This window comes from Streptomyces sp. CO7 (genome assembly GCF_053474865.1).
In genome coordinates, this window is the sequence record NZ_JBRIOU010000003.1 from 259304 (window position 1) to 271871 (window position 12568).

Here is a 12568-nt window from a genome sequence, read left to right on the forward strand (position 1 = left end):
CGCACGTTCCCCTCGCTCAGCACCCCCATCGCCTTCAGCACATGGCTCGGCACCAGCGTGCTGCTCGTGCAGGAGGAACCGGAGGAGACGGAGAAGCCCGCCCGGTCCAGCTCGTGCAGCAGCGCCTCCCCGTCGACGTAGAGACAGGAGAAGGTCACGATCCCCGGCAGCCGCCGCACCGGGTCGCCCACCACCTCCACGTCCGCCACCACCTCCGGGACGCGCGCCCGGATCCGCTCCGTGAGCTCCCTCAGCCGCGCCGCCTCCGCGGCGGCCTCGGCCCGCACCGCCCGCAGCGAGGCCGCCGCGGCGACCACCGCCGGGATGTCCTCGAACCCCGGGGCCCGCCCCGACTCCCGGTCGTCCGAGGGCCCCGGAACCGAGAACCGCACCCCCTTGCGCACCGCCAGCAGCCCGACCCCGGCCGGCCCGCCCCACTTGTGCGCGCTCGCCGCCAGCAGCGACCAGGCCCCGTCCACCGGCCCCCAGGCCAACGACTGCGCCGCGTCCACCAGGAGCGGAACCCCGGCCTCCTGGCACGCCTCGGCCGCCTCGGCCACCGGCTGGAGGGTGCCGACCTCGTGGTTGGCGGACTGCAGACACGCCAGCGCGGTGTCCTTCCGCAGCGCCGCCCCGAACACCGACGCGTCGACGCGGCCGCCCCGGTCCACCCCCACACGGGTCACCTCGCCGCCGTCCGCCTCGTGCGACTCGGCGGCGTGCAACACGCAGGAGTGCTCGACGGCTGACACGATCAGGTGATGTCCGGTCCGCCGCCGCCCGGCCAGCGCGCCCGCCACGCCGGTGTGCACGGCCCGGGTCCCCGAGGAGGTGAAGGTCAGCTCGTCCGGGCGGCAGCCCACCGCGTCGGCGGCGGCCTCGCGCGCGGCGTCCAGCAGCAGCCGGGCCCGGCGGCCCTCCCGGTGGAGGCGCGCCGGATCGGCCCACCCCTCGTCGAGCGATGCGAGAAGCGCCTGGCGGGCGACGGGATGGAGGGGAACCGCGGAGGCGGCGTCGAAGTACGGCACGCCCGAACGCTACCGGGCCCATCGGCCCTGATTCGCGAGGCCGGACGGTCCCGCCGGACGGCCGCGGAGCCGCCCGCCACCTCTCGCCGCACCCGGGCGAGAGACCGTCAAACGGGTGAAAACGACGCGCCGTCACGGGCGCGGTGACACGACATCCGTCCACGTCGCCACCCCTTCGGGGTGTCGGGCGGCGCGTTGGGGGACCCTCCTCGCGCGACCCCAAAAAGCGTCCAGTAGGGTTTGGTCCGCATAAACATCCAAACCCCTGCCCGACGCAGGACGGCGACCGACCAGCGTTAAGGCCGCAGCCAACCAGCGCGGGCGAGACTCTCGGGAAGGCGCTACGTGAGTCCCAACGGCTCCGACCGCTCGCCGCGGCGCCCGATGCGGCGGAAGCTGCTGCAGGCACTGACTGCGGGCCTGGTCCTGGCGACCGCGACTGGTTGCACAACTTGGAGGGACTTCCCTCGCCTGGGCATGCCCACCCCGACCACCGAAGAGGCCGAGCGGACTCTCTTCCTGTGGCAGGGCACGTGGGCCTCGGCGCTCGCCGTCGGCGTGCTCGTGTGGGGACTGATCCTGTGGAGCGCGTTCTACCACCGGCGCAGCCGCACCAAGGTGGAAGTACCTCCGCAGACCCGGTACAACATGCCTCTCGAGGCGCTGTACACGGTCGTCCCGCTCATCATCGTCTCGGTGTTCTTCTACTTCACCGCCCGCGACGAGGCCAAGCTCCTCGAGACCGCGGACAAGCCCGACGTGACCATCAACGTCGTCGGCTACCAGTGGAGCTGGGGCTTCAACTACATCGAGGACGTCCCGGGTGTCACCGGTGACGCCAAGACCGACAAGGCCCTGGACGCCATTCCGGAGAAGTTCCGGAAGGCGTTCCCGGACAACGCCGGCGGCGTCAACGACTTCGGCATCCCGGCCACCCGGAACCCGCAGACCGGCAACCCCGGTCCGACGCTCTGGCTCCCCAAGGGCCAGAAGGTCCGCTTCGTTCTCACCTCGCGTGACGTCATCCACTCGTTCTGGACCCTCCCGTTCCTGATGAAGCAGGACGTGATCCCGGGACACACCAACGTCTTCGAGGTGACTCCGAACGAGGAGGGCACCTTCCGGGGCAAGTGCGCCGAGCTCTGCGGCGTCGACCACTCCCGCATGCTGTTCAACGTGAAGGTCGTCTCCCCCGAGCGCTACGAGCAGCACCTCAAGGACCTCGCTGAGAAGGGGCAGACCGGTTACGTTCCCGCTGGCATCGCTCAGACGAGCCACGAGAAGAACCGGGAGACGAACGTACTGTGAGCATCCTCAACCAACCCCAGGGTGCCGCGCCGGGCTCGCACTACGAGGACGAGCTGCCGGTCCGGACCAAGAAGCCGGGCAATGTCGTGGTCAAGTGGCTCACCACCACCGACCACAAGACCATCGGCACGATGTACCTGGTCACCTCGTTCGTGTTCTTCCTGATCGGCGGCCTGATGGCGCTGCTCATGCGCGCCGAGCTGGCGCGCCCGGGCACGCAGCTGATCTCGAACGAGCAGTTCAACCAGGCGTTCACGATGCACGGCACGATCATGCTGCTGATGTTCGCGACGCCGCTGTTCGCCGGTTTCGCGAACTGGATCATGCCGCTGCAGATCGGCGCGCCCGACGTGGCGTTCCCGCGGCTGAACATGTTCGCCTACTGGCTCTACCTGTTCGGCTCGTCGATCGCGGTCGGCGGCTTCCTCACGCCCAGGGCGCGGCGGACTTCGGCTGGTTCGCCTACAGCCCGCTGTCCGACGCCATCCACTCGCCGGGTCTCGGCGGTGACCTGTGGATCATGGGTCTGGCCTTCTCCGGCTTCGGCACCATCCTCGGCTCGGTCAACTTCATCACCACGATCATCTGCATGCGTGCGCCGGGCATGACCATGTTCCGCATGCCGATCTTCACGTGGAACGTGCTGCTGACCGGTGTCCTGGTCCTGCTCGCCTTCCCGGTCCTCGCCGCCGCGCTCTTCGCGCTGGAGGCCGACCGGAAGTTCGGCACCCACATCTTCGACGCCGCCAACGGCGGCGCCCTGTTGTGGCAGCACCTCTTCTGGTTCTTCGGCCATCCCGAGGTGTACATCATCGCGCTGCCGTTCTTCGGCATCGTCTCCGAGATCATTCCGGTCTTCTCCCGCAAGCCGATCTTCGGCTACATGGGTCTGGTCGGCGCGACCATCGCGATCGCTGGTCTCTCCGTGACGGTGTGGGCGCACCACATGTATGTGACCGGCGGCGTGTTGCTGCCGTTCTTCTCCTTCATGACCTTCCTGATCGCGGTCCCGACCGGTGTGAAGTTCTTCAACTGGGTCGGCACCATGTGGAAGGGCTCGCTGTCCTTCGAGACGCCGATGCTCTGGTCGGTGGGCTTCCTGGTCACCTTCCTCTTCGGTGGTCTCACCGGCGTGATCCTGGCCTCGCCGCCGCTGGACTTCCACATCTCCGACTCCTACTTCGTGGTGGCGCACTTCCACTACGTGGTGTTCGGCACCGTGGTGTTCGCGATGTTCGCCGGCTTCCACTTCTGGTGGCCGAAGTTCACCGGCAAGATGCTCGACGAGCGTCTGGGCAAGATCACCTTCTGGACGCTGTTCGTGGGCTTCCACGGCACCTTCCTGGTGCAGCACTGGCTGGGCGCCGAGGGCATGCCGCGCCGTTACGCGGACTACCTGGCCGCCGACGGCTTCACCGCCCTCAACACGGTGTCCACCATCGGCTCGTTCGTCCTCGGCCTCTCCTTCCTGCCGTTCATCTACAACGTCTGGAAGACCGCCAAGTACGGCAAGCCGGTCGGCGTGGACGACCCGTGGGGCTACGGCCGTTCGCTGGAGTGGGCGACCTCCTGCCCGCCGCCGCGGCACAACTTCCTCACCCTGCCGCGGATCCGCAGTGAATCCCCGGCGTTCGACCTGCACCACCCCGACCTCGCGGCCTACGACGAACTCGAGAACCGCGATGTCGAGTCCGGTGCTCTCGCTGGTGGAAAGGAGGCCGGCAAGTGAAGATCCAGGGCAAGATGTTCATCTGGCTGAGCGTCTTCATCCTGGCCGTGGCTGTCGTCTACGGTCTGTGGTCGATGGAGCCCGCGGGCACCACGGCGCTCTTCCTGGCCTTCGGCCTGTGCCTCATGGTCGGTTACTACCTGGCCTTCACGGCCCGGCGGATCGACACCCTGGCGCAGGACAACAAGGAGGCCGACGTCGCGGACGAGGCCGGCGAGCTCGGTTTCTTCTCCCCGCACAGCTGGCAGCCGCTGCTGCTGGGTCTCGGCGGCGCGTTCGCCTTCCTGTCGGTCGCGGTCGGCTGGTGGCTGATGTACTTCTCGGCCCCGTTCATCCTGGTCGGCCTCTTCGGCTGGGTGTTCGAGTACTACCGCGGTGAGAACCGCACCCAGTGAGCCCCGCCTCCTCGGAGGCGCACCTCGCTGAACACTCCCGGCGCCCCGGGTCTCCGCACGGAGACCCGGGGCGCCGTCGTGCCGCGCCACGCCCGGCCGTCGGCCGTCACCCGAAAGGCGCATCACGCGCTGCCCGTGACCGCGCCGCTCCCTAGCGTGGTGGCATGAACCACACGACCGCGCGCACCCGCCCCCGAACCGCAGCCGGCGCCCTGCTGGCCACCGCACTCTCGGTCACCAGCGCAGCATGCGGTTCCTCCGAACAACCCCTCGCCGCCCCGGAGGCCTACCAGGCGGCCAACGGCATCGTGCTCAAGGGACCCATAGGCAGCGGCCGGAAGGCGGACCCCGACAAACCCGTCGAGCTGACCGCCGACTCCTTCGAGGGCCGCATCACCGACGTCACCGCCGTCGACGCGACCGGCCGGTACCTGGCCGGTGAGCTCTCCGCGGACGGCCGCCGCTGGCACAGCACCACCCCGCTGGCCGGCAACGCCCGGTACACGGTGCGGGTGAGCACCGTGGACGAGGACGGCGCGCCCGGACGCAAGGTGCTGAACTTCTCCACCGGCAAGCCGACGGCCAAGCACCTGCTGGACGTGAAGTTCGGGCCCAAGACCGGCACCTACGGCGTCGGACAGCCCGTCACGGCCGAGCTGAACACCCCGGTGAAGAGCCCCGCCCAGCGGGCCGTGGTGGAGCGCGCCCTGCGGGTGGAGTCCACGCCCGCCGTGGCGGGCTCCTGGCACTGGGTGGACGACAAGGAGCTCCACTTCCGCCCCAGGGAGTACTGGCCCGCCCACGCCACCGTCCGGGTGCGCAGCAACCTGGAGGGCGTGAAGGTCGGCGACCGGCTGTGGGGCGGCCGCGGCGAGCCGCTGGAGCTCACCATCGGCGACAAGGTGGTGGCCCTCACCGACGCCGGCTCCCACCGGATGACCGTCTACAGGAACGGCGAGGAGATCAAGAGCCTCCCGGTGACCACCGGCAAGCCCGGCTTCGACACCCGCAACGGCGTCAAGGTGGTGCTCGCCAAGGAGCGCTTCGTACGCATGCGCGGCACCAGCGTCGGCATCGCCGAGGGCAGCGCCGAGTCGTACGACCTGCCGGTGCACTTCGCCACCCGGGTGACCTGGAGCGGCGAGTACGTGCACGCAGCGCCCTGGTCGGTCGGCTCGCAGGGCGTCGCCAACGTCAGCCACGGCTGCACCGGCATGAGCACCGAGAACGCCGAGTGGTTCTTCGACAACGTCAAGGAGGGCGACGTGGTCGAGGTGGCCAACTCCGACGGCGACATGATGGAGACGTTCGGCAACGGCTTCGGCGACTGGAACCTGGACTGGGACAAGTGGAAGTCCGGCTCCGCGCTCGGCGGTTCGGCCGGCGCCCCCACGCCCGCCGACCGGGCCCGGCTGTCCCCGCAGTCGCTCTGAGGAGGCGCGGGGGCCAAGGGGACCGGGAGACGCGGGAAGGGGCGGTCCGGCCGTACGGGCCGGACCGCCCCTTCCCCGCACGTCGTGAGGGCTCAGCCCGCCAGAGCCGCCCTGCGGCGCAGCAGACCGGCCAGCGCGTCCGCCAGCTCCACCGGGTCCACCGGCATGGTGACCGCCGCGTCCGCCCGGCTCCAGGTGGCCAGCCAGGCGTCCTGGGGGCGGGCCATCAGCAGCAGCACCGGCGGGCAGCGGAAGATCTCGTCCTTGATCTGGCGGCAGACGCCCATCCCGCCCATCGGGACGGCCTCGCCGTCCAGGACGCAGACGTCGATCCCGCCGCTGTCCAGCTCACGCACCACCGCCTCCGGGGTGGCGCACTCGACGAACTCCACGAGCGGCACGTCCGCGGCCGGCCGGCGTCCGGCGGCGAGCCGGACCTGCTCCCGGGTGTTGGCGTCGTCGCTGTAGAGCAGCACCGTCGCGGTCGCCTGCATCCGTGCCTCCGCAAGATTGGGAACGTCGGGTACCGATGCCGCGGATGCTACTCCTCACCACCCCCTCGCGGCACCGCTCTTCACACGTGTTCGCGACGGCTCCGGCGCGCCGCGCCGGGCCCCGCGACCGGGCCGTACGGTCCCCACAACCGGGCCGTACGGCCCAGTCCCGGGGCCCAGACACTCCGAACGGCACCCCCGGGAGTGAGGGCGGGATAAGCGACCGACATAATGTCGGTCGTGGCGACAGCAACGACAGTAGAAACCGGGCACGCGCACCCGTCGGTCAACCGGCCGAACCTCACCAGCGTCGGAACCATCATCTGGTTGAGTTCCGAGCTGATGTTCTTCGCGGCCCTCTTCGCGATGTACTTCACCCTGCGATCGGTTACGGGTACCGATCACTGGACGAAAATGGCCGACCTGCTGAACTTCCCGTTCTCGGCGGTCAACACCACGATCCTGGTGCTCTCCTCGCTCACCTGTCAGCTCGGCGTCTTCGCCGCCGAGCGGGGCGACGTGAAGAAGCTCCGTTCGTGGTTCATCGTCACCTTCATCATGGGTGCGATCTTCGTCGGCGGTCAGGTCTACGAGTACTCGGCCCTGGTGGCGCACGAGGGCCTGACGCTCTCGTCCGACCCGTACGGGTCCGTGTTCTACCTGACCACCGGCTTCCACGGACTTCACGTGACAGGCGGCCTCATCGCCTTCCTGTTCGTCCTGGGCCGTACCTACGCGGCCCGGCGGTTCACCCACGAGCAGGCGACGGCCGCGATCGTCGTGTCCTACTACTGGCACTTCGTCGATGTCGTCTGGATCGGCCTCTTCGCCACGATCTACATGATCAAGTAGTCGGGCGGGCCGTACCCGGCCGCTCCCATTCCAGAAGCATCGACGCAGAAGATCCTGACACCGGGGTAATCCGTGAAAAAGCTCTCCGCACGACGACGCCATCCGCTGGCGGCGATCGTCGTCCTCATCCTCGCGCTGGCGGCCACGGGGGGGCTGTACGCCGCGTTCGCGCCCGCGGGCGAGGCGCAGGCCGAAGAAACAGCCCAGTCCCTCGCCATCGACGAGGGCAAGAAGCTCTACACCGTGGGCTGCGCAAGCTGCCACGGCACCGGCGGTCAGGGCACCTCCGACGGTCCTAGCCTGGTCGGCGTCGGCGCCGCCGCCGTCGACTTCCAGGTCGGCACCGGCCGCATGCCCGCGCAGCAGCCGGGCGCGCAGGTCCCCGACAAGCCGGCCAAGTACAACCAGGCCGAGACCGACCAGCTCGCGGCGTACGTCGCGTCCCTGGGCGCCGGCCCGGCGAAGCCGGAACCCGAGCAGTACGACCCCGCGGGCGCGGACGTCGCCCGGGGCGGTCAGCTCTACCGCACCAACTGTGCCCAGTGCCACAACTTCACCGGTGAGGGCGGCGCCCTGACCCACGGCAAGTACGCGCCGGACCTCTCGGACGTGGCCCCCAAGCACATCTACCAGGCGATGCTGACCGGCCCGCAGAACATGCCCTCCTTCCCGGACACGACCATGCCCGAGCAGGAGAAGAAGGACATCATCGCGTACCTCCAGGCGGTCAACGGTGAGGACACCGTGAGCCCGGGCGGTCTCAAGATCGGTGGCTTCGGTCCCGTCGCCGAGGGCCTGTTCGGCTGGGTGTTCGGTCTCGGCGCCCTGGTCGCCGTCGCCATCTGGGTCGCCGCTCGGACCGCAAAGGCCAAGAAGTCATGAGTAGCCACGACATTTCCGAAGACAACCTGCCGCAGAAGCAGGCCCACGCACACGGTGCGCTGGGGGTGGCGGACAAGGACAACCCGTTCGCCGACCCGGGGCTCCCGCCCCACGAGCACCGCATCCAGGACGTCGACGAGAAGGCCGCGAAGCGCTCCGAGCGCATCGTCGCCGCCCTCTTCACCCTGTCGATGCTGGCGACCATCGGCTTCATCGCCGCCTTCGTCGCGCTGCCGGTGGACAAGACGATCTACGTCTTCCCGCTGGGTCACATCAGCGCGCTGAACTTCTCGCTGGGCATGACGCTGGGCGTCGCGCTCTTCGCGATCGGCGCGGGCGCGGTCCACTGGGCCCGCACCCTGATGTCCGACGTCGAGGTCGCCGCCGAGCGTCACCCGATCGAGGCCTCCCCGGAGGTCCGCGAGCAGGTGTTCTCCGACTTCCGTGACGGCGTCACCGAGTCGGGCATCGGCTTCGGCCGGCGCAAGCTCATGCGCAACACGCTGCTGGGCGCGCTGACCCTGGTCCCGCTCTCCGGCGTCGTGCTGCTGCGCGAGCTCGGCCCGCTGCCCGGCACCAAGCTGCGGCACACCATGTGGTCGAAGGGCAAGCTGCTCGTCAACGTGAACACCGAGGAGCCGCTGCGTCCCTCGGACATCGCGGTGGGCTCCCTGACCTTCGCCATGCCGGAGGGTCTGCACGAGCACGACCACGACTTCCAGAAGGAGATCGCCAAGGCGGCCCTGATGCTCGTCCGGCTCGAGCCGAACGACATCAAGGACAAGCGCGAGCTGGAGTGGTCGCACGAGGGCATCGTGGCGTACTCCAAGATCTGCACCCACGTGGGCTGCCCGATCTCGCTGTACGAGCAGCAGACGCACCACGTGCTGTGCCCCTGCCACCAGTCCACCTTCGACCTCGCCGACGGCGCCCGAGTCATCTTCGGTCCCGCCGGTCACGCCCTGCCGCAGCTCCGCATCGGCGTGAACGACGAGGGCTACCTCGAGGCGCTCGGCGACTTCGAGGAGCCCGTCGGTCCGGCCTTCTGGGAGCGCGGAGAATCATGAGTAATGCAGCCAGCAACGAGTCCTCCCGCTCCCGCGGGAAGGCCCCGGCCGGCGAGCGCGTAGCCGACTGGGCCGACGGCCGGCTGGGGATCTACTCCCTGGCCAAGGCCAACATGCGCAAGATCTTCCCCGACCACTGGTCGTTCATGCTCGGCGAAGTGTGCATGTACAGCTTCATCATCATCATCCTCACGGGTGTGTACCTGACGCTGTTCTTCCACCCGTCGATGGCCGAGGTCGAGTACCACGGCTCCTACGTGCCGCTGCAGGGACAGCTGATGTCCCAGGCGTTCGAGTCGACGGTGAACATCTCGTTCGAGGTGCGCGGCGGTCTGCTCATCCGGCAGATCCACCACTGGGCGGCGGTCGTCTTCATCGCCGGCATGCTCGTGCACATGATGCGCGTCTTCTTCACCGGCGCGTTCCGCAAGCCGCGTGAGGTCAACTGGCTGTTCGGCTTCCTGCTGCTCGTCCTGGGCATGTTCACCGGTTTCACCGGCTACTCGCTCCCGGACGACCTGCTCTCCGGCACCGGTATCCGCTTCATGCAGGGTGCGATCCTGTCGATGCCGATCGTCGGCACCTACCTGTCGATGTTCCTCTTCGGCGGCGAGTTCCCGGGCGGCGACATCATCGCCCGCTTCTACTCGATCCACATCCTGCTGCTGCCGGGCATCATGCTGGGCCTGATGGTGGCGCACCTGATCCTGGTCTTCTACCACAAGCACACCCAGTTCGCGGGTCCCGGCCGCACCGAGAAGAACGTCGTGGGCATGCCGCTCCTGCCGGTGTACATGGCGAAGGCCGGCGGCTTCTTCTTCCTGGTGTTCGGCGTGATCTCGGCCATGGCCGCCATCGCCACGATCAACCCGATCTGGGCGATCGGCCCCTACCGGCCGGACCAGGTGTCCACCAACGCGCAGCCCGACTGGTACATGGGCTTCTCCGAGGGCCTGATCCGCATCATGCCGGGCTGGGAGATCAACTTCTGGGGCCACACCCTGGTCCTGGGCGTGTTCATCCCGCTGATGGTCTTCGGTCTGGTCCTGGTCGCGATCGCGGTCTACCCGTTCATCGAGTCCTGGGTCACCGGCGACAAGCGCGAGCACCACATCCTGGACCGCCCGCGCAACGCCCCGACGCGTACCGCGTTCGGCGCCGCCTGGATCGCGCTGTACTTCGTGCTCCTCGTCGGCGGTGGCAACGACCTGTGGGCGACCCACTTCCACCTGTCGATCAACGCGATCACCTGGTTCGTCCGGATCGGCATGTTCGTGGTGCCGGTGCTGGTGTTCATCGCGACCAAGCGCATCTGCCTCGGCCTGCAGCGCCGGGACAAGGACAAGGTGCTGCACGGCCGCGAGACCGGCATCATCAAGCGCCTGCCGCACGGTGAGTTCATCGAGGTGCACGAGCCCCTCTCGCAGGAGCAGCTGCACACCCTCACCGCGCACGAGCAGTACAAGCCGGCCGAGATCGGCCCGGCGGTCGACGAGAACGGCGTCGAGCGCAAGGTGAAGGCGTCGGAGAAGGTGCGCGCCAAGCTGAGCCGCGCGTACTACGGCGAGGGCAACCAGATCGAGAAGCCCACGCTGGAGGAGTTCAAGGAGATCGAGGCCGGCCACGGTCACCACTGAGTGACCGGGTCCGCCACCCCGGTCGCCGACTGATCAACTGATCGCCACGGCAGGAGCCCCGTCCGTCACCCGGACGGGGCTCTTCGCCGTTCCCGGGATCGATAGGGTGGGAAGTGCCCCGTGGACCGGGGCGCCACCGTGAACCCGCGGCCCGGGCGGGCCGCCGGACCGAGACGATCAGGAGCGGCAGATGAGCGCTGTGACCCCCGCTGGAGGCGACAACGCGGCGGGCCGTTCCTGGCCGGCCGTCCTCAACGGTCTGCTGGAGGGCCGCGACCAGAGCGCCGAGGACACCTTCTGGGCCCTGGACCGCATCATGCGCGGCGAGGCCACCGACGCCCAGATCGCGGGCTTCGCGGTCGCGCTGCGGGCCAAGGGCGAGACGGTGGAGGAGATCACCGGCCTGGTGCGGGCGATGTACGCCCACGCCCGGGTGATCGACGTGGCCGGCCCGGCCGTGGACATCGTGGGCACCGGCGGCGACGGCGCCAAGACGGTCAACATCTCCACCATGTCCGCGATCGTGGTCGCGGGCGCCGGCGTGAAGGTCGTCAAGCACGGCAACCGGGCGGCCTCCTCGGCCAGTGGCGCCTCCGACGTGCTGGAGAAGCTCGGCGTCAACCTGGAGCTGACCCCGCAGCGGGTGGCCGAGGTCGCCGAGGAGGCCGGCATCACCTTCTGCTTCGCGGTGAAGTTCCACCCGGCGCTGCGCCACGTGGCCCCCGCGCGCGGGCAGTTGGGGATCCGCACCACCTTCAACTTCCTGGGCCCGCTCACCAACCCGGCCCGCGTCAAGGCGCAGGCCATCGGTGTGGCCGACCTGCGGATGGCGCCCATCATGGCGGGCGTCTTCGCCGAGGCGGGCAACTCCGCGCTGCTCTTCCGCGGCGAGGACGGCCTGGACGAGCTCACCGTGACCGGGCCCTCCCGGGTGTGGGTGGTGCGCGACGGGCAGGTCCGCGAGGAGCTGTTCGACCCCCGTGAGGTGGGCGTGGAGTACGCCCCGATCGAGGCGCTGCGCGGCGGCGACCCGTCGCACAACGCGGACGTCGCCCGCCGCCTGCTGGCCGGCGAGCAGGGCCCGGTGCGCGACGCCGTCCTGCTGAACTCCGCAGCCGCGCTGGTCGCCCTGGAGCCGGGGGAGGGCACGCTCGCCGAGCAGATCCGGGCCGGCATGGACCGGGCCGCGCACTCCCTGGACTCCGGCGCCGCCCGGCAGACCCTGGAGCGATGGGTCATGGCCAGCAACGCCTGAGCTTGGCAGGGCCGTTGGGCACATCTGTACGAGGCGCGGTCCGCATGCCGGACCGCGCCTCGCGTGCGTGCGCGCGCTGTGGCAGGATGCGGAGCAGGTCACGAGTGACAGCCATCAGGCCCCGGCCGGCTGTCCGGCAACCCTCCGTCCGTGGCGGGGTGCCCCGGGTGAGGACCAGGCCGTGGACAGCAAGGTTCATGGCAAGCGCGGACCTCTCGCGACATCAGGGGTCCTGGTCGCCGAGGAGTTTTCCATGAGCCGACGAATGCGACGGGCCTGACCGCCCGGGGCGCTCCCTTTTTCACGCGGTTTTCCGCGGTGCGCCCCGTCGGGCAGGCCTTCGAGTCGCGTCCTTCCCCCTTCTTCCCTTCCGTGTCCGCGCCCGTCGGCCCGTGCCGCCGCCGAGCCGGCCGGGACGCCGTCCACCGGCGACCCGGCTGCCGCTCGCGTGCCGCCGCCCGCCGGGACCGCGCACTGGCTCACAGGAG

Annotated in this window: 10 protein-coding genes, 1 pseudogene and 1 riboswitch; of the genes and pseudogenes, 9 read left to right on the forward strand and 2 right to left on the reverse strand. The window is 69.5% G+C overall.

All coding sequences use genetic code 11. From position 1 onward, the window contains the following. On the reverse strand, positions 1-1028 hold a 1028-nt coding region (locus ACOV8S_RS11055), incomplete at its 3' end, for a cysteine desulfurase family protein (RefSeq protein WP_448317608.1). A gap of 345 nt (positions 1029-1373) precedes the next feature. Between ACOV8S_RS11055 and ctaC the strand changes: the two genes are divergently transcribed. The 4 genes and pseudogenes from ctaC to ACOV8S_RS11075 all read left to right on the forward strand — a co-directional run bounded on the left by ctaC (position 1374) and on the right by ACOV8S_RS11075 (position 5893). Then, complete coding sequence (gene ctaC / locus ACOV8S_RS11060) at positions 1374-2336, forward strand: aa3-type cytochrome oxidase subunit II (protein ID WP_448317609.1); 963 nt, start codon at positions 1374-1376, stop codon at positions 2334-2336. Then, positions 2333-4065, forward strand: a pseudogene (gene ctaD, locus ACOV8S_RS11065) (aa3-type cytochrome oxidase subunit I). The gene ctaC and the pseudogene ctaD overlap by 4 nt, the downstream one beginning before the upstream one ends. After that, on the forward strand, positions 4062-4460 hold the full coding sequence (locus ACOV8S_RS11070) for a cytochrome c oxidase subunit 4 (protein WP_448317610.1): 399 nt from the start codon (positions 4062-4064) through the stop codon (positions 4458-4460). Before ctaD ends, ACOV8S_RS11070 begins: the two are co-directional and overlap by 4 nt. Positions 4461-4624: 164 nt before the next feature. Beyond that, positions 4625-5893, forward strand: a complete 1269-nt coding sequence (locus ACOV8S_RS11075; protein ID WP_448317611.1) for an Ig-like domain-containing protein — start codon at positions 4625-4627, stop codon at positions 5891-5893. A gap of 92 nt (positions 5894-5985) precedes the next feature. On the opposite strand, the gene ACOV8S_RS11080 is transcribed toward ACOV8S_RS11075, so the two are convergent. Then, entirely contained in the window at positions 5986-6387 is a 402-nt protein-coding gene (locus ACOV8S_RS11080; RefSeq protein WP_351114421.1) for a hypothetical protein, read from the reverse strand. A gap of 231 nt (positions 6388-6618) precedes the next feature. Between ACOV8S_RS11080 and ctaE the strand changes: the two genes are divergently transcribed. The 5 genes from ctaE (at position 6619) to trpD (ending at position 12080) form a co-directional block, all read left to right on the forward strand. Then, complete coding sequence (gene ctaE, locus ACOV8S_RS11085) at positions 6619-7239, forward strand: aa3-type cytochrome oxidase subunit III (protein ID WP_448317612.1); 621 nt, start codon at positions 6619-6621, stop codon at positions 7237-7239. A 72-nt stretch (positions 7240-7311) separates the two neighbouring features. Beyond that, positions 7312-8121, forward strand: coding sequence for a cytochrome bc1 complex diheme cytochrome c subunit (qcrC, locus tag ACOV8S_RS11090; RefSeq protein ID WP_448317613.1), 810 nt, complete (start codon positions 7312-7314; stop codon positions 8119-8121). Further along, positions 8118-9188 carry a cytochrome bc1 complex Rieske iron-sulfur subunit gene (gene qcrA, locus ACOV8S_RS11095; RefSeq protein WP_448317614.1) on the forward strand — a complete coding sequence of 357 codons (1071 nt, stop codon included), beginning with the start codon at positions 8118-8120 and terminating at the stop codon, positions 9186-9188. Before qcrC ends, qcrA begins: the two co-directional genes overlap by 4 nt. Next, the gene (gene qcrB / locus ACOV8S_RS11100; protein ID WP_448317615.1) at positions 9185-10825 is read left to right on the forward strand and encodes a cytochrome bc1 complex cytochrome b subunit; all 1641 of its coding nucleotides are present in this window, start codon (positions 9185-9187) and stop codon (positions 10823-10825) included. Before qcrA ends, qcrB begins: the two co-directional genes overlap by 4 nt. A 190-nt stretch (positions 10826-11015) precedes the next feature. Beyond that, the gene (trpD, locus tag ACOV8S_RS11105; protein ID WP_448317616.1) at positions 11016-12080 is read left to right on the forward strand and encodes an anthranilate phosphoribosyltransferase; all 1065 of its coding nucleotides are present in this window, start codon (positions 11016-11018) and stop codon (positions 12078-12080) included. A 96-nt stretch (positions 12081-12176) separates the two neighbouring features. Further along, positions 12177-12293: riboswitch (SAM riboswitch) on the forward strand. Positions 12294-12568 lie beyond the last annotated feature (275 nt).

What these genes read in the sequence shown, in the direction of transcription:
- qcrB (WP_448317615.1), top strand. Translation starts at nt 9,185, where the DNA reads ATGAGTAATGCAGCCAGCAACGAGTCCTCCCGCTCCCGCGGGAAGGCC.
- qcrA (WP_448317614.1), top strand. Translation starts at nt 8,118, where the DNA reads ATGAGTAGCCACGACATTTCCGAAGACAACCTGCCGCAGAAGCAGGCC.
- ACOV8S_RS11075 (WP_448317611.1), top strand. Translation starts at nt 4,625, where the DNA reads ATGAACCACACGACCGCGCGCACCCGCCCCCGAACCGCAGCCGGCGCC.
- trpD (WP_448317616.1), top strand. Translation starts at nt 11,016, where the DNA reads ATGAGCGCTGTGACCCCCGCTGGAGGCGACAACGCGGCGGGCCGTTCC.
- ctaE (WP_448317612.1), top strand. Translation starts at nt 6,619, where the DNA reads ATGTCGGTCGTGGCGACAGCAACGACAGTAGAAACCGGGCACGCGCAC.
- ACOV8S_RS11080 (WP_351114421.1), bottom strand. Translation starts at nt 6,387, where the DNA reads ATGCAGGCGACCGCGACGGTGCTGCTCTACAGCGACGACGCCAACACC.